The sequence below is a fragment of the Rhizobium ruizarguesonis genome, from assembly GCF_012349115.1.
Lineage (GTDB): Bacteria > Pseudomonadota > Alphaproteobacteria > Rhizobiales > Rhizobiaceae > Rhizobium > Rhizobium ruizarguesonis.
In genome coordinates, this window is record NZ_PQIG01000128.1 from 1 (window position 1) to 16,744 (window position 16,744).

General features: G+C 61.1%; 16 protein-coding genes and 1 pseudogene. 8 read left to right on the forward strand and 9 right to left on the reverse strand.

What is annotated here, in order from left to right; translation table 11 throughout:
- Positions 1 to 107 precede the first annotated feature (107 nt).
- Both C3Y91_RS34360 and C3Y91_RS34365 read right to left on the reverse strand, forming a co-directional pair.
- A complete protein-coding gene (locus C3Y91_RS34360) occupies positions 108 to 884 on the reverse strand; it encodes a DUF1194 domain-containing protein (protein ID WP_130661900.1) in 777 nt (258 codons plus the stop codon).
- Between the two features lie 113 nt (positions 885 to 997).
- A complete protein-coding gene (locus C3Y91_RS34365; protein WP_024320870.1) occupies positions 998 to 1,900 on the reverse strand; it encodes a LysR family transcriptional regulator in 903 nt (300 codons plus the stop codon).
- 192 nt (positions 1,901 to 2,092) lie between these two features.
- Here C3Y91_RS34365 and C3Y91_RS34370 point away from each other — a divergent pair, with 192 nt between their 5' ends.
- Both C3Y91_RS34370 and C3Y91_RS34375 read left to right on the forward strand, forming a co-directional pair.
- On the forward strand, positions 2,093 to 2,818 hold the full coding sequence (locus C3Y91_RS34370) for an SDR family NAD(P)-dependent oxidoreductase (protein WP_024320869.1): 726 nt from the start codon (positions 2,093 to 2,095) through the stop codon (positions 2,816 to 2,818).
- The gene (locus C3Y91_RS34375) at positions 2,812 to 3,300 is read left to right on the forward strand and encodes a RidA family protein (protein WP_024320868.1); all 489 of its coding nucleotides are present in this window, start codon (positions 2,812 to 2,814) and stop codon (positions 3,298 to 3,300) included. The genes C3Y91_RS34370 and C3Y91_RS34375 overlap by 7 nt, the downstream gene beginning before the upstream one ends.
- A 101-nt stretch (positions 3,301 to 3,401) precedes the next feature.
- Here C3Y91_RS34375 and C3Y91_RS34380 read toward each other — a convergent pair whose 3' ends face one another.
- Positions 3,402 to 3,941 carry a Pycsar system effector family protein gene (locus C3Y91_RS34380; RefSeq protein ID WP_130655857.1) on the reverse strand — a complete coding sequence of 180 codons (540 nt, stop codon included), beginning with the start codon at positions 3,939 to 3,941 and terminating at the stop codon, positions 3,402 to 3,404.
- Positions 3,942 to 4,064: 123 nt separating this feature from the next.
- Here C3Y91_RS34380 and C3Y91_RS34385 point away from each other — a divergent pair, with 123 nt between their 5' ends.
- Both C3Y91_RS34385 and C3Y91_RS34390 read left to right on the forward strand, forming a co-directional pair.
- Positions 4,065 to 7,832 (forward strand): FecR domain-containing protein, encoded by a 3,768-nt coding sequence (locus tag C3Y91_RS34385; RefSeq protein WP_168576346.1) that lies wholly within the window; start codon positions 4,065 to 4,067, stop codon positions 7,830 to 7,832.
- Positions 7,832 to 9,814 carry an adenylate/guanylate cyclase domain-containing protein gene (locus C3Y91_RS34390; RefSeq protein WP_168576347.1) on the forward strand — a complete coding sequence of 661 codons (1,983 nt, stop codon included), beginning with the start codon at positions 7,832 to 7,834 and terminating at the stop codon, positions 9,812 to 9,814. The genes C3Y91_RS34385 and C3Y91_RS34390 overlap by 1 nt, the downstream gene beginning before the upstream one ends.
- A 48-nt stretch (positions 9,815 to 9,862) precedes the next feature.
- On the opposite strand, the gene C3Y91_RS34395 is transcribed toward C3Y91_RS34390, so the two are convergent.
- Positions 9,863 to 10,402, reverse strand: coding sequence for a GNAT family N-acetyltransferase (locus C3Y91_RS34395; protein ID WP_130655859.1), 540 nt, complete (start codon positions 10,400 to 10,402; stop codon positions 9,863 to 9,865).
- 44 nt (positions 10,403 to 10,446) lie between these two features.
- Positions 10,447 to 11,199: a nucleotidyltransferase domain-containing protein gene (locus C3Y91_RS34400; protein WP_026171062.1), complete on the reverse strand. Its 753-nt coding sequence runs from the start codon at positions 11,197 to 11,199 to the stop codon at positions 10,447 to 10,449.
- Positions 11,200 to 11,482: 283 nt separating this feature from the next.
- Between C3Y91_RS34400 and C3Y91_RS34405 the strand changes: the two genes are divergently transcribed.
- Together C3Y91_RS34405 and C3Y91_RS34410 are read left to right on the forward strand one after the other, a co-directional pair.
- Positions 11,483 to 12,178, forward strand: a complete 696-nt coding sequence (locus C3Y91_RS34405) for a fumarylacetoacetate hydrolase family protein (RefSeq protein ID WP_018074271.1) — start codon at positions 11,483 to 11,485, stop codon at positions 12,176 to 12,178.
- A 10-nt stretch (positions 12,179 to 12,188) separates the two neighbouring features.
- Entirely contained in the window at positions 12,189 to 12,719 is a 531-nt protein-coding gene (locus tag C3Y91_RS34410; RefSeq protein ID WP_018074270.1) for a gamma carbonic anhydrase family protein, read from the forward strand.
- A gap of 49 nt (positions 12,720 to 12,768) precedes the next feature.
- On the opposite strand, the gene C3Y91_RS34415 is transcribed toward C3Y91_RS34410, so the two are convergent.
- Both C3Y91_RS34415 and C3Y91_RS34420 read right to left on the reverse strand, forming a co-directional pair.
- A complete protein-coding gene (locus C3Y91_RS34415; protein ID WP_024320862.1) occupies positions 12,769 to 13,479 on the reverse strand; it encodes a methyltransferase family protein in 711 nt (236 codons plus the stop codon).
- A gap of 225 nt (positions 13,480 to 13,704) precedes the next feature.
- On the reverse strand, positions 13,705 to 14,106 hold the full coding sequence (locus C3Y91_RS34420) for a hypothetical protein (protein WP_130661904.1): 402 nt from the start codon (positions 14,104 to 14,106) through the stop codon (positions 13,705 to 13,707).
- A 330-nt stretch (positions 14,107 to 14,436) separates the two neighbouring features.
- Between C3Y91_RS34420 and C3Y91_RS34425 the strand changes: the two genes are divergently transcribed.
- Complete coding sequence (locus C3Y91_RS34425; RefSeq protein WP_130675388.1) at positions 14,437 to 14,796, forward strand: hypothetical protein; 360 nt, start codon at positions 14,437 to 14,439, stop codon at positions 14,794 to 14,796.
- 31 nt (positions 14,797 to 14,827) lie between these two features.
- Here the strand turns inward: C3Y91_RS34425 and C3Y91_RS34430 are convergent, their stop codons facing one another.
- Positions 14,828 to 15,226, reverse strand: a complete 399-nt coding sequence (locus C3Y91_RS34430) for an ester cyclase (RefSeq protein WP_168576348.1) — start codon at positions 15,224 to 15,226, stop codon at positions 14,828 to 14,830.
- A gap of 86 nt (positions 15,227 to 15,312) precedes the next feature.
- A complete protein-coding gene (locus C3Y91_RS34435; protein ID WP_130655862.1) occupies positions 15,313 to 15,888 on the reverse strand; it encodes a transglutaminase-like cysteine peptidase in 576 nt (191 codons plus the stop codon).
- A gap of 192 nt (positions 15,889 to 16,080) precedes the next feature.
- Between C3Y91_RS34435 and C3Y91_RS34440 the strand changes: the two are divergent.
- Positions 16,081 to 16,744, forward strand: a pseudogene (locus C3Y91_RS34440) (hypothetical protein); the annotation flags it as partial.

The window sequence follows — 16,744 nt, forward strand, 5'->3', positions numbered from 1 at the left end:
GCCGAAAAGTGTGCGCGGTTTTCGGACGACATCATGCTCTAACTATATAATTCAGAACAGGATTCAGATTTTAGGCCGACCCGGCCTAAAATCATCCTGTTCTGGCATCAGCGGTCGAAGATGTCCCGCCACTGCTTCTCACCGATCATGCAGTCTGTGCCCGCCTCAGCGCCGGCGATCTTCTGCACCATCACCGGCGGGGAAAGGCCGCTGATCTCCAGCACCAGCTTGCGGCGCACGGCAACGGCGAAATCCTCGATCTTGCGGACCGGCAGCACGAAGGCGCCGGGGCCGCCGATCACGCAATCCGCATAATATTTGTCGAGCCCATTGGGCGCATCGGAGGGCCGCAGCATGATGGCAAGGCCGTTGATGATCACGCCTGCTTCCACCGCCTTGTCGCGGGCGGGGGTGACGGGATCGCCGGAATTGTTCGGACCGTCGCCGGAGACATCGATCACCTGTCGCCTGGACTGAAAGGGACCGGAAACGATCATGCTGGCGCCCTGGGCGATCGCGGTAGAGATCGATGTGCGCCGTTGCGTGGCAATCGGCCGGGCTTCGAGTTTGCTGGCAAAAGCGATCGCGTCCTCTTCCGTCTCGATCACCTGCCAGTCGATCACGGAATCCTGGACGACATAGCCAGCCCATTCGAAATAGCTGATGGCGATGCGGCCGGTCAGCCCGCCCTTCACCGCGTCGATAAACTCCTTGTGCTTGAGCGCTTCGACATAACCTTCGCGCTGGATGCCGATCTCCTCGAAGTCCATCGACCGCGAGGTGTCGACAGCAAGCACGAGGGTCACATCGACCTCGCTTCCCCCCGCTTGCGCGATGGGGACGAGGCCGGAAAGACTCATAAGCACCGCAAGTGTCGTCAGCATTGGCAATCCAATCCCTGCGCCATCCAAGCCAGCGAACTCTAACACAGCTTGACCGACGCAGATCGCTCGGCCCCGCGCGAGGCTTCAATTTTCGGTGATGGAATCGAAAGCCCTCAATGCAAGGGAAGCCACAAGGGGGTCTTCCATGCCTTCAGCGCCTCGAGAAAGACCTGTAATCGGGAAGGCAGGAAGCGGCGCGTGGGATAGACGGCGTGCACGAAAATTTCCTCGGACGACCAGCCCGGCAGCAGGCGAACAAGTTCGCCTCTTCTGATCTGTTCGTCGCAATAGGTCGAAGGCAGCAAGCCGATGCCGTGTCCGCGATAGGTGAAGGCGCTTACCGCATCGAAATCCCGGCTTGATACCGGCCCCGACACATGCAGGCGAACAGATTTGCGACCGCTCACCAGATGCCATTCCGCCTCGCCGTTGCGGCCGTTCAAGAGAACGCACTGATGGTCCTTCAGCTCTTCGGGTTTGGTGGGAAACGCCCTGCCCTTCAGATAGTCCGGTGCGGCGACGAGATAGCGCACGCTCTTGCCGAGCCGCTGCGCGACGATTGTCGAATCCTTGAGTTCGCCGAAGCGGATGCCGAGATCGATGTTCTCCGCGATCAGATCGAGGAACAGGTTGGTGACGAAGAGGTCGACCTGGATCTTCGGATAGGTCTTCAGGAAAGCCGAGACGAATTCGTAGAAGACCTCCTGTCCGAAGATGACGGGCACGGAGATCTTCAGCAGACCTTCCGGTTTTCTCTGTGTCTCGGTGAGCACCTGCTCAGCGTCGAGGAGATGGGCGAGCGGTTCGCTGCACCTGTTGTAATAGGCCCGGCCCTGCGCGGTCAGGCTCAGTTTGCGAGTTGTCCGCTGCAGCAGCGTCACGCCGAGCTGCTCCTCCAGCGACGTTACTTTCCGGCTGACGGTCGATACCGGCATGCCGAGGGAATGGGCAGCGCGGCTGAAGCTGCCGTACTGCGCCACCTTCACGAAAACGGCGATATCGTTCAGATCAGCCATGCTCTGATTTTTGCATAGATGCAAAAGAGAATCCAGATATTTCCATCTAATCGGGTAATGGAGTTTTCGCCATATTCACCCTGCGAAAACAAAACAACCGATGGAGGCGCATTCGCAGCAGCCCCATCTCGAGCGACCGGCCTCCGCAAAACATACGGCCCGCGTTGCCCGAACCGGCTTATGGAGATCAGCATGACTACGAAAAAAACAGTCATCGTCACGGGCGCCTCGCAGGGTATCGGAGCCGGCCTCGTCAACGCCTTCATCGAGCGCGGCTATAATGTCGTCGCCACCTCGCGCCAGGTCAGCACTTCGAACGCTTTCCAAGCCTCCGACAGGCTGGCGCTCGTCGACGGTGACATTGGCGATGCCGAAACCGCAGCGCGGGTGGCAAAGACCGCAATCGAGCGGTTCGGCTCGATCGACGCCCTCGTCAACAATGCCGGCATTTTCTTGGCCAAGCCGTTCGTCGATTTCACCATGGACGACTTCAAAAAATTGTCCTCGACCAATCTCGAAGGCTTCATCCACCTGACACAACTAGTCGTCGGACAGATGCTCACACAGAAAACCGGCGGCAGCGTCGTCAGCATCACCACGCCATTGACCGATCATCCGATCGCCGGTTTCTCCGCTTCGGTGTCGATGATGACAAAGGGCGGCATCAACGCCATCTCCAAGAACCTGGCGATGGAATATGCGAACAAAGGAATTCGCTTCAATATCGTCGCTCCCGGTGTGGTGGATACGCCGCTGCACAAGGACAATCCGAAAGATTTCTTGAAGACGCTTTCGCCGATGGCAGGCATATCAAACGTCGAGGAGATCGCCGACGCAGTCGTCTTCCTTACCGAAGCGCCGCGCGTAACCGGGGAGGTGCTGCACGTCGACGGCGGCGCACATCTGGGCAGATGGTAGACCATGCGAAAGCGCAGGCAGCCGGCGCGGAACGACGGCTGCAGGAACTCGGCATCACGCTTCCTCCGCCGCCGACACCCTTTGGGGCCTATGTCGAAGCGATAAGGACCGGCAACTTGGTCTTCTTCAGCGGGATGCTGCCGGTTGTCGGCCATGAGCCCCGCTATATCGGCCGCGTCGGCGGTGCGCTGGCGGCCGAAGATGGCAGGAAGGCGGCCGAAACGGCAACGCTGAGCGCGCTCGCAGCCGCCAGGGACTATCTCGGTTCACTGGACAGGGTCGTCAGGGTCGTCAAGCTGGGCGTCTATATCGCGACCGAAGGCGATTTCCGCGACCATCCGAAGGTTGCTGACGGAGCATCCGAAATGCTGCTTGCGGTCTTCGGCGAGGAAAAGCTCTCAGGCCGCGTCGTGCTCGGCGTCGCCAGCCTGCCTTTAGGCGTGCCGATCGAACTCGAACTCGTCCTCGAAGTCGAGGGATGAAAACGGCCGGGCGCGTTTCGGCGCGCCCGGCGGAGCGCATCTCGCCCTTCGACACCCCCTGAAAGACACCTCAGGGGAGATTTTCCTGGGGCTTGCCGCGCTCACACCACCGCCAACAGCAGCACATAGGCGATTACACTCACCATCAGCCCGCGGAACGCAAAAGTGACGCAACGGTATTTGTTGCGGGCGATGGTGGAGAGGATGTCGGCGTTTTCGAGATACTGCTCGAAAAGGTAGCGCTCGTCGCGCCGCAGCGCCGCATGGAAGAACCGGTCGCGATGGCCATGCCAGGCGCCCCAGAACAGTGACGTCGAGCTGTTCAAATGGCGCGGCAGTACGACGAGGATCGCCGACAGGATCGAGAAGACCGAAGCTGCGGCAAGCAAGCCGGAGAACAGCATACTGCCCGGCGTCCCGCTCACGTAGCGCGCCAGGCTGAACACTGCCCTGACATCGCTGGAACTCACCAGGAAGGCCAGCATGAAAGTAAAAATATAAGCGGCCTTCTGGTCCGAGATCTTGATCTGATCATAAAATATGTCATTGATTTTCTTGATATGATCGAAATACCCGGCACCGATGTCACCCGTCGACGGCTCGCTTGGCATAAGTTCAGTTGTACTCTCGAAATCGCTCACCCGAATACTCCATCCCATAAGTGTTTCCCTGATATTACACTTCACGCTGAATTCAAGAACACGTGTGCAATATGCTTGACTTTTCTTTTCTACTTGGACAAAGGGGAAGCGGGGGTTGGGGTCATGCTGGGTCGCTGGAAAAACATCTGTCGCGCCGGGGTGGCGCTTGCGCTTGTCGTACCGGGCTTTTCGCCGGCGGCGGCTGACCCCGTGCAGCGTGCAACACCGGTCGCCGGTTCCGTCATCGCCCGCAAGACCGGCGAGGAGGTCCGCTTCATCGACGTGTCGAACTGGCGCGTCGTCGACATCAATCAAGATCTCCTGACCGGCGACGTGTTGCGCACCAATGCCAACGGCCAGCTCGCCATTGTCTTTTCCGATCACACCCAGGTTCGCCTTGGCCGCAATTCCTCGCTGCAGGTCAAGAAGATGGCCGCGAGCGGCGACACGACGCTGGAGCTGCAATCGGGAACGATCTGGGCGCGCGCCGAGCGCGGTGGCCAGGGCCTGACTGTGGAAACGCCGGCGGCCGCAGCCGCCATCCGCGGCACCGACTGGACCATGACGGTTGAGGGCGCCAAGACCTCGATGATCGTGCTCGAAGGCCGCGTGGCGCTCACCAACCCGCAGGGCAGCGTCGAGGTGAACGAGGGCGAAGGAGCGGTCGCCACGATCGGCCAGGCGCCACATAAGGTCATCAGCGTCAATCCCGACGACCGCGAACAGATGCTCTTCTATCTGGACCTGCGCGACGGCTTCGACTTGATGCCGACTTCGCCGCTGCGGGCCGACCGCATGGCGACAGAACGCCGCCGCCTGCTGGCGCTGCCGCCGGAGCGCCGCACCACCGAAGACTGGCTGGAACTTGCCGAAGTGCAGAGCGCCTTCGACGGACGCCAGGCTGCCGCCGCAACGCTGCAGAATATCCGCGACCGCAAACTGACGACAGCCCAGCAGGCGCGCGTCAATCTGATCGACGCCACCATCGCCGGCTCCGAAAAGCGTTATGGCGATGCCGCTAAGCTCTTCCGGAAGGCCCTGCCGCATCTCGACCCGACACGCCGCAACATGGCCCAATATGGCGGCTATTTCGCCCGTGCGCTGGCCGACCCCGCCCATGCCGAACAGCCGCCGGCTAACACCACCGGTCCCTATGGCGCGATCATGGAGGCCTATACGGCAGGCTTCCTGAAAAACCCGCGCGCAGCGCTCGAGATCATAAAGAAAGCGGAGCAGCGCTATCCTGATGACCCGACCCTGCCGGCGGTCCGCGCCCAGCTGGCGCAGCTCACCGACGATCGCGAGCAGATGAAGGAAGCGATAGAACGCTCGCTGTCGCTCGACCCTGATCATCCGATGGCGCTCTCCGCCCGCGCGAGTTACAAGGCGGCCTATCAGAGCGACATCAACGGCGCGCTCGCCGATCTGAACCGCGCCATCGAGCTTGCCCCCGGCGGGTCAGGCACGCTGAATTCGCTCGGCCTGCTGCAGAGTTCGCGCGATGCCAATGGCGAAGCGGAAAAGGCCTTCAAGAAGGCGATCGAGCTCGATCCGCAGGACCCGTTGCTCCACGCCAACCTCGCCATCCTCTATCTTGACCAGGGGCGCATGAAGGAAGCCAAGCGCGAAATCGACACGGCCATCGCGCTCGATTCGTCCTTCGACATCGCACTCCTTGCCCGCGGCCGCTATTACCTGCAGACCGGCGAGCGCGACAAGGCGATGGAGGACCTGCTGGCCGCCAGCACCGCCAATCCGGCGCATTCGCAGTCGCAGCTGATGCTCGCCGCCGCCCATTACGAAAAAGGCGACCGCATCCCTTCTCAGCAGGCGCTCGACAATGCCGACCGACTCGACAAGAACGACCCGGTTATCTCCGCCTTCCGCACCGCCGTCGATATCGACGATTACGACGCCGACGGCGCGATCCGCAATGCGCAGGATTACCTGCGACGCTCTCGCGCCCGCGGCGGCGATTACAGCTCGCTCGGCGCCAATGCGAGCGCCGGTTCGACGCTCAACAACGCCTTCCGCCTGCAGGGCCTGGACGCCTGGGGCCGCTATTACGGCGATGCCGCCTTCGACCCGTTCAAAGGCACCGGTTACATCGACCAGTCGATCAAGGGCAGCATCTTTCCCTACGTCAACGCGGCGAGCTTTAGCGATGACAATATCATCCAAAACCGCGGCAACGCGTCAAGCTACTCATCCTTCATCCAGGGCCTGCTGCTCTCGCCGCACATGCTGTCGGGCCGTTCGCGCTCGGCAACGCTGTTCGATGTGCCCTTCATCGAAGGCTCGCTTGGCGGCGGCATCAACAGCGTCGACGGCCATACCAGAGGCATCGGCGAAGCCGATATCCAGGGCTATTCCAACGAGACGATTCCAATCAGCTTCTATGGCAATCTGACCTGGGAAGAGCTGGCGCTCGATGGGGACTACCACGACTTCGGCGGATATGCGACCGACAATGAACTGCTCGGCGGCAACGGCTATCTGACGGCGACTGTGACGCCGGATGACCGCGTCGTGGCCTATTTCAATCACGCCAAGATTGATGGAACGCTGAATGCGCTGTCGACGGATCCCTCGCTCTCGGATGCGCTGAATCCCGTATTGCGTTTCTTTGGCTTACCGCTGGCACCGGACGAACTGCCGCTCTACACCACTCGGCGAGATACAACGCAACTCACCAACGCCGGCCTTGGCTGGAGCCATACCTTCGCCTATGAGAATGTCCTGAACGCTGCATTCCTCTATCAGCAGACCGAAGCGAAAACCACCAACGACATACGGTTCGACTGGGCGGACGTGCCGCTTCTCGGCGGCCCCGGCAGGGACATCAGGCCTTTCCTTCAAACCAGCGACGAAAATGACTCGAAGGCCTACATCGCGGCGCTCAGCCACAGCATCGGCGATGAGTCGCTGACCTGGCGTTACGGTATCGAGGGCGGCTGGATCGACGCGTCGCGCGAGACCTATTTCCATCTCGAGGATGTCATTCCGGGCCTCATCGACGGTGTGACCGACGGACCCACGGAGGTTGAGACCCGCATCAATATCGGTCGCGCCTATGTCGACCTCCTCCATGAAATCACCCCGAACCTGAAGGGCGAATATGCGCTCTTCGGCACGCGCCTGGAAGGCGATGGCGTTGATGTCAGCCGGCTCGAACCACGCTTCGGCCTTGCCTGGGCGCCGACGCAGAACCATTGGCTTCGCGCGGCCTTCATGCGCCAGAGCACCGACACAGGCGTTCCTACCCTTGCGCCGATCGGCATCCTGGGTCTTCAGGCGAACCAGTTCTCCGTCGGCACTGAAGGTTACGTCGATACGGCGGCGCTCGAATGGGATGCTGAATGGACCGACCGTCTCTTCACCACGGTGGAGTACCAGCATCAGGAACTCCATGATTTCTCGATCGGTCTGCCGCTGATTTCGCTTCCGGCCCTCGACAGCCTGCCGCTCTCGCGCGGCAGCATCGACCGCGCCGCCGTTACCGCCAACGTTGCGCTCGGCAATGGTTTCGGTCTCTCGGCCACCTACGCCCACATGGATTCCGAAAACAAGGATCCGGGAACCTTCAACTACGGCGGTAACCTGCCCTATATACCCAAGAATTCCGGCCAGATCGCGCTGACCTGGGTCAACGAGGCCAAGGTCAAGGCGACGGTGGCGGCCAATTATGTCGGCGAGCGCGACGGCGACGACCTCGGCACCAAGCTCGACGACTATTGGAGCCTCGATGCCCACCTGATCTGGGAACCGCTGGACAAGCGCATCGAGCTGGAAGCGGCCGCCTACAATCTCCTCGACGAGGACTTCGAGATCACGCCCGGCGTGCCCGGCTGGGGCCGCGCCTTCAAGGGCACGCTCAAAGTCCGCTTCTGATGCGGGAGCAGAAAAAGCCTCGGCAGCTCAGACCGGCCGGCGGGCAGGCCGAAAGCCGCCGCCTCAGGCTGCTGGTGCTGTCGCTTACCGTCCTGATCGCCATCTCGCTGCTGTCGCGCCTGCCCGCCTGGTCGCTGCTTGAGCTGAGAAGCTTCGACTATCTCTCGACCGTCGACGATCCCCGTCCGCCACCCGGCGGACCCGTCATCGTCGCGATCGACGAGCCTTCGCTTGCCGATATCAATGCGCAGTGGCCCTGGCCGCGCAGCCTGCATGCCCAGCTTGTCAGGCAGCTACGCACGGCCGGTGCCCGTGTCATCGGCCTCGATATCATCATGGCCGAACCTTCGAACCCCGAGAACGACGACGCGATCACGAAGGCCGTCGGCCCGGATGTCGTGCTCGCCGGCGACGAAACGCTGATCGAGACGCCCCAGTCCTCGCAATTGATCCGCGCCACGCCGCTGCCGCAACTGACTGAAGCGGGTGCTGTGACCGGCATCGCCTCCGTCGATCTCAGCGGTGACGGTGCGTTCCGGCGCATTCCAGGTTATGAGGACGGCTTTGCCGCCATGCTGATGAAGGCGTCGGGAGCAGCACCCAAAGCCTTGCCGGCTGGCCGGCTCATCCAATCCTTCGGCGCGGCCCGCAGCTATCCCACAGTCTCCTACTACCAGGCGCTCGACCCTGAGAACCTGCTGCCGCCGGATTATTTCAAGGGCCGCGTCGTGCTCGTCGGTCTCAGCCTGCAGAATGCCCCTGCCATCGACAAGGGCGGCGTCGATGCCTTCGCGACACCTTATACCGTCCACACCGGCACGCTGACCTCCGGCGTCGAGATCCAGGCAACGATCTACGACAATATCCGTCGTGGCCTGTCGATCGCGGAAGCCCGCCTGCCGCTGGTCGCCGCCTGCATCCTGATCTCCGTGCTGCTCGCCGCCGCCACTGTCTGGCGTTCGACGGGATGGTTGACGATCGTAGCCAGCGCGGTGGCAGTGCTTGCATTCGCGGCCGCGAGTTTTGCCGGCATCCGCTTTGCCCATGTCTTCGTCTCGCCGCTCGGTCCTGTCGTCGCCTATGTCTCGGTCGCCTTCGGCCAGGCCGCCTTCGATTATGCCGAGGAGCGCCGCAACAAGCGGCAGATCATCCGCGCCTTCGCCCAATATATCTCTCCCGATCTGGTCAAGCGCCTGTCGAACGATCCATCGCAGTTGAAGCTTGGCGGCGAGCGGCGCACGCTCTCGGTGCTGTTTTCGGATGTGCGTGGGTTCACAACCATCGCCGAGACGCTGAAGGACGAGCCGGAGCAGCTGACCGGGCTGATCAACCGGCTGCTGACGCCGCTTTCCGACGTGGTGATGGATCATGGCGGTACGATCGACAAATACATGGGCGACTGCATCATGGCCTTCTGGAACGCGCCGCTCGACGATCCCGATCATGCACTCCACGCAGTCAAAGCCTCGCTCGCCATGCAGGCGGCGATATCGAGCCTGAACCGTGAGCTGGAGCGGGAGGCGGCAGCGCGCGCTGGCAGGCCGCACGTGTTGAAGATGGGTGTCGGCATCAACACCGGCGAATGCATCGTCGGCAACATGGGCTCGACCCGCCGATTCGACTATTCCTGCCTCGGCGACAGCGTCAATCTCGCCTCCCGCCTCGAAGGCGCCTCGAAGAATTATGGCGTGGCGCTGCTGCTCGGCGAGGAGACTGCAAGACTGGTCGCCGGCACCTACACTGTCATCGAGCTCGACCGCATCATCGTCAAGGGCCGCACCGTGCCCTCGCCTGTCTATACCGTCGTGCACAAGGCCGACGCCGAAGCCCTTGCCGCCCATCGGGCCTTCACGCAAGCGAAATACGCCGGCACACTTGCGCCATCCGACCCCGCCTTCGACAGGCTGGCCGCTGATATCCCGGAGCTTGCAGGCTATTACGCGATCGTGCGGGATGCGCTGGCCGAGGCGGGCGAGGAATGACCGGCGAAGACGTCTCGTCACACCTGACAATTGCGCACGGATGTTCGTTCATGAGCCGCTCGTTTTGCCGAAGGCGTACATGTTGGTCGGCGCACCGTGCAGCATTACCTCCCGCTCGTATTTGAAGCCACATTTCTCGAGAATGCGTCTTGAAGCGACATTGGCGGTGCGAACCAATCCGATCATCCGCCCCGCATGCAGATCATCAATGGCAAACACCAGGGCTTCCCTGACCAATTCCGTGGCATATCCCTGCCCCCAGCTTTCAGGTTGCAGATGATAGGAAAGATTGAGGTCGTCGAATTCCTTTGAAACGGTCACACTGCCGAACCCGATCAACGTACCGTTCGCCTCAACGGCCCAACGCCCAAACCCGTGATCTTTCCAATGCCCGATGTCGCGCGCAAGCCGCGCTGCGCTTTCCGCCGGCGTATCAGGCCGGGGCACCGGTCGGTGTGCGACCAATTCCGGCCGCGAAAAAAGTCGGGTCAGGAAATCGATATCCCCCTCCAAGGGAATTCTGAGGCGCAATCTGGCGGTACGCCTTACTGCCGACTGCAAGGCGCCCTTGAATTCGTGCTCAAGCATCTTCCATCCAATTTTCAAAATGCGGCAACGTCACCGATACCAAATTATTCCAGGCGGCGCGCTTCCAGCGGCGCGTCCTGCCTGAATCCCTCGAAATAGCGGCCGCCATGCAGGGCAAGCTCCCGATCGGCCAAAGCCAGGAACCGGGTGCCGTCACCCGCAGCCGCCAGACTGAACGCCGCGTCGAATTCGGCCGCCAATTGCGCGTCGAACTCCCTCATCAGACGGGGCGCCCACTTTCCCCGGCCAGCCCACACGCCACGTCCGAGAAGCATCAGGTCGGCGAGCTTCTGATAGAGCAGCGCGGCGATGGCGGCGATCTCTTCGGGTGGGCGCGTTCCTCGCAGATCGTCGGCCAGATCGGTGACCTGATAGCGCAACAAGTCGTAGTCTGCCCCGGCAAGAGGCTTGGGTCCTGCCGCCAGCATACTTGCCGCCTTTGCCTGGATGACGCGCGCGCTGTCGATATCCGATCCCATTATACAGCCCGTCGCGACCATGTTGGCCATGATGGGATAGCCGCTGTCGGCATCCTGATGGAGATAATGCGCCAGTGTCTGCGGATCGTGGACGAAGACCTCGACCGGGAAACCGTCCTCAGTGAACGATTCCCGCCAGGCTCTTTCGAGAGACGGGAACACGACGACCAGATCGATATCCGAAAAGGTGGTGCCTTCGCCGCGCATGATGGAACCCGCCGCATAGGCAAAAGCAGCCCCAACATAGCGGCTGGCGACACAGCGGCGGGCAGCGGCCAGAGCCCGCTCCGCAAGAATATTTTTCTGGATATCGTCCACGATCTCGTCCTCGAATGCGGGCGCGGGCGGGAACAAAAAACCCGCTCGTCACTGGCGGGTTGGTCTTAGCAGCTATGAACGGAATTCAGTTCAAGCGTCTACCACCCACCGCGGCGCGGTGGTCGTAGACGTCATCGAAATTGCAAAAATCCTGCTCATGACCAAGGTTAACCCGCGACTGTGACAGCGTCAATGCACCGAAGCCGGACGCCAAGGACGCTTCCCCGGCACGCCGATTTCCGTCTAAGATGGCGCAAGACTCGCAAACAGGAAGAGCCCGCCAATGTCCGATCCCGTCACCGTCATCCCGCTTCCGCAACCGGCGCTGCTGCCGGTCGAGGGCAGCGCCGAGCATTTTCCGGTGCGCCGCGTCTATTGCGTCGGGCGGAACTATGCAGACCATGCGATCGAGATGGGCCATGATCCCAGCCGCGAGCCCCCCTTCTTCTTCCAGAAGAATGCCGACAACTTGCTGCCGGCGGGCAAGGCTTTTCCCTACCCGCCGCTGTCATCAGACGTGCATTACGAGGTCGAGTGCGTGCTGGCGCTTAAATCGGGTGGCGCGAACATCAAGGCCGCGGACGCGCTCGACTGCATCTACGGCTATGCCGTCGGCATCGATTTCACCCGCCGCGATCTACAGGGCGAAGCAAAGAAGCTCGGTCGTCCCTGGGAGGTCGGCAAGGCCTTCGAACATTCCGCCCCTGTCTCGTCGATCATTCCGGCAAGCCGTCTCGGCCACCCCGCTGAAGGTAAGATCTGGCTGGAACAGAACGGCAAGCGCGTGCAGGACGGCGATCTCAACCAGATGATCTGGAAGGTGCCGGAGATCATCGCCGAACTGTCGAAGCTCTTCACTCTCGCGCCTGGCGATATCATTATGACCGGCACGCCCGCCGGCGTCGGCGCGGTGGCCAGGGGCGATCGCATCAATTGCGGCATCGACGGCGTCGCCACCCTATCGGTCGAGGTCGTCTGAGGAGAGAGCCATGCCCGTCTACGCGCTCGGCGGATTAACGCCGAAACTGCCCGCCACCGGCCTCTATTGGATCGCACCGGATGCCAACATCATCGGCCAGATCGAGCTCGGCGAGAATGTCGGCATCTGGTTCGGCGCCGTGCTGCGTGGCGATAACGAGAAGATCACCGTCGGCGAAGGTACCAACATCCAGGAAGGTGTGATGGCCCATACCGACATGGGCTTCCCGCTGACAACAGGCAAAGGCTGCACCATCGGCCACCACGCCATCCTTCACGGCTGCACCATCGGCAACAACACGCTGATCGGCATGGGCGCGACCATCCTGAATGGTGCGAAGATCGGCAACAACTGCCTCGTCGGCGCCAATGCGCTGGTCACCGAAGGCAAGGAATTCCCCGACAACTCCCTGATCGTCGGAGCGCCCGCCCGCGTCGTACGCGTGCTCGACGAGGCGGCGGCCGAGGCCATCCGCCGCTCGGCCGAGAGCTACATCGCCAACTGGCAACGCTTCGCGCGCGATCTCAGGCAGATCGGTTAATCGGGTAACGCGAGGCCAGTGGTCAGGCGTCCCGCCGCCCGCAAAGCGTTCACCACACGCCCGGAATCCAGCGCCAGCGTACACGCGCCATATAGTCGGCATAGCCTTCGAGCCCCCTGCGCAGTTCGGCTTCCTCGCCGAGCGTGCGGCCGAAGAGGACGATGATGAGCAGGCCGGCGGGGATCAGCGCGTAGAGCGATCCAAGCGACAGCGCCATGCCGACGCTGAGCACGATAGCGGTTGCGTATCCGGGATGGCGTATGGCGGCGTAGGGTCCCGTGTCGATTACCTTGTGGTCGCGGTCGGTCTGGATGCGCACCGTCGGCTCGAAATGCCGGTTGACCGATTGCGCCCAAGTTAGGCCGAGATAACCTGATGTCATCAGCAGATAGCCGATGAGGACGATCCAATCAGGCTGCGGCACCCAATGGAAACGCCCGTCGTCGAACGCGCCGACCGGAAGAATGGCGGCGAAGAGAATGATCGTCAGCGTCGCCACCACGGCGTCCCAGGGCCTGGTGCCTTTCTGATATCGGCTGCGCGCCGCAAACAGCTCCGGATTTGTCCGCCAGATCCAGATGATCGCGACACATGTCAGTGCAAGGAAGAGGCCGAGAAAGATCCAGCCACGCGGCCATTCGAGCGTGCCGGCCGGCCAGAATAGCGCGCCAAAGATCACGGCAATGGTGATGGCGAGCGAGCCGAGCGATGGCGCCGTCGCTGCGAACGAGTGATTGGGCCGAGTGTCCTGCTCTGTCATGACCGCTCTCCGTTCAACCGGGAACGAGCTGCCTGATCCCAACGGCTGCCACTAAGTCTAACACCACCGCACCGGATTGAGGAGACGGACGCACCCGATGGCAGCGTAGCGAACGAAAGCTGCGCTTGATCGTCGCGACGCTTTTGCATCCAGCATTCGAGATGTCGGAGAAATTCTACCGTCGCCGCAATGATGGCTGAGGGCGGATTCCGGTAAAGAGCCGCCCTATTCGGCAGCTTCGAGAAACTGGCTGTTTCGCGAGGACGAGGCAAGAGCCTGAACCCTGGCTTCGGCCTTGGCGATCAGCTGATAGAATTCGTCCTGTGCTTCGACATCCAGCTGAATGACGGCATTGACGTCATCGGGCGTATCGCAGACGCAGGCGACCGCCGAAATGGGACAGATGCCGCCAGGATAACGCTTGCCGGTGCCGGTATAGGCGCGACGGCTCCAACGCTCGGAATAAACCGTCTCTTCCCGCTCGAGATGCAGGATCGTTCCCTTGCAGGCGATCACGATAGCCGCCTTACCGTAAGCGAACCAATGATAGTTCAGCTTCCGGAGAATATATTTGCCGGTGATATCCTCGCCAGCCAGTTCGGCGGGGTTTTCAATCATTCTAATCATGACGGCTTCCTCAACGTTTAAACAATATCCGTCATGTCTTCGCGCGCAGCAAGTCAAAAAACGCAGCTTTTGGAGACACTTAGTCACAAAGTGTTTCCGATTCTTACATTAACCACGCGCCGAGCACCCCTTGTGCACACAATTCTTCGTCGAATTTCCCGCAACCTGCTACCGATTTTGTCGTTGTCCGAGGTGGCAGTCACGTCAATGTCCCCTTGTGTTTTTCGGCGCGGGCTCGATATGTCTCCCTGAATGGTCCGAAGACCGAGCCGTTTTTCATCCCACGAAACGGCCGGTTGTTTCGCCAGCTGGTCACCGCAGGAGAATTTCATGGTCGACGCGATCAACCCCATCTCCGCCACCGCCCCATCCGAACCCACTAATGTCGGCACCAGCACCTCGATCGGCTCCGAACCGGACAATGCCTGGGTCGCCGCCCGCCAGTCGCAGATCACGGCCGATCAGCTGGCAGCGAAGAGGGCCGTGGAGAAGGAAGCCGCAAGCGATCTCATCCCGCACGCGAATCTGATCGTCGACGACGAGGCGCATCCGCAAAAGCGGCACGGGCATGCGGCATCGGAAGAAGGGGAAGCGGCGGAACAGCCGGTCTTGTCAGGCGAAAGCGATCGGATCGGCACCCGCAATTTCGACGACGACACGCCCTTCGGCGAGCGCGTCGCCATCATCTGAGCGAAACGCAGACCGGAGACCGTCCGCGCGATCAATTCGAGCCCGCAAGCTGGGACTCGATCGCCGCCTTATCGATGACCGACCAGACCTCGACGATCTTGCCGCCGCGAAATTCGTAGATGACGTTCTCGGTGAAGGAAAGGCGTCTGCCGTTTACATCGAGGCCGAGGAATTTAGCCTTCGGCCTGCAATCGAAGCCGAGCCGGCAGGCGATGTATGGCGGATCACAAAGGAGCATCAGCACCTTGAAATAGAGATCGGGAATCTCGTCGAAGTCCCGCTCGAGCATGGCGACGTAGCCCGACACCCCGAGCCGCCGGCCGTTATGAATCGCATCGTCGCCGACGAACTGCCCGAGATTGGGCCAGTCCTGCCTGTTCAGGCAGGCGATGTAGCCGCGATATATCTCCGCGAGTTCGGTTCTCGTCACGCGATCGTCCCTGGCTTGGATTCTCAGGCAAAGATAGCGCCGGCATCTGCACCTGCCAACGAGCGCGCCGCTTCGAGACTTTCAGTTCAGGAGAACTCGCCTGCGCGGGGACCCGCGAGCGTCACGCGCCAGCCCGTTCGCGATTGGAAATCCTGGGTGGCCAGAAACGTATAGCCCGTCGTGCGCCAGAGTCGCACGGCGCTGGTCAGATTGTCGAGCACATAATCGCCGCCGTCCGTCCGGGCAATGAGAACGACATGGTTTTGATCGTGCGGTCCAATCACCACGGAAAGCGCCAACCTGTTCGATGGAAAACCAGCTTCGATCAGGTCCTTCATCTTCTGGAGAGCGTAGTCCTCACAGTCCCCACGGCCGGCAACCGGCAGAGACCAAACATCCTTATTTCGGGAAGACGAACGATCCTCCGCGGGAATGATACGTCCATTTACGGCACGATTGACCTTTTGAAGAAGCGCTGTTCCTGCCTGATCATTCAGCTGTTGCGCCGCCATCCTGCCGCACAGCCACTTGTACTTGGCGCAGGCCGCAGCGAATCCCACGGGTGCGCCGATGCTTCGCGTCACAGGCAGCGATGATCCCGCAACAGCTTGAAAATGCAGCATAATGAATAAAAAGGCAGCAAGCGAAAAGAGACGCTTCATAGCCGATTCCCTTTAGTTGTTGCGAGACAATAACATAGGCACAATAAAATTTAGTAAAATTTTATACTTGCGAATTTAACTGTATTAGGCGAACGAAACAGATTAACCATCATCTATTCTTCGTGTTAATTTATTGTTAGTGTAAGAGTTCTCCCCATTAACATTCGGTTAACCTTGGGGAGATGGATTGAAATGATCAGCAGAGCAGCGAAATTCAGCATCGCCGTTGCTTCCCTTCTGGCAAGCAGCAGCTTGGCAACGGCAGCCCCGGCAGTCGTTAATTGCAAGGCCGCAGTTCGCGGCACACTCGAATACAGACTGTGCATGCCGACCAGAGCAATTCAGTTCGATAGCAAGTTCAGTCCGAACGATAACGATCGCGGCAGCCAAAACATTGGCGGCGGCAAGAAGACATCCAGCACCGGCTCCGTCGCCAGCAATGGGAATGGTGGCGGTAATGGTAATGGCGACGGCAGCGGCAATGGCGACGGCAATGGCGACGGCAGCGGCGACAATGGCGGAGAGGACGATCACGGCGGCAAGGGCCATGACCATCACGGCGGCGGCAAGGGCGGGAAAGATCACGGGCACGGCAAGGACGGTCCGGGCCACGGTGGAAAAGACAATCACGGCGGCAAGGACCGCGATCATCACGGCCACGACAAGGGCGGAAAAGATCACGATCACGGCAAGGGTGGCAAAGACGGTCCCGGCAAGGGCGGCAATGACGGTCCTGGCAAGGGCGGCAATGACGGCCCCGGCAAGGGCGGCAACGATGGTCCCGGCAAGGGCGGCAACGATGGCCCCGGCAAGGGCGGCAACGATGGTCCCGGCAAGGGCGGCAACGATGGTCCCG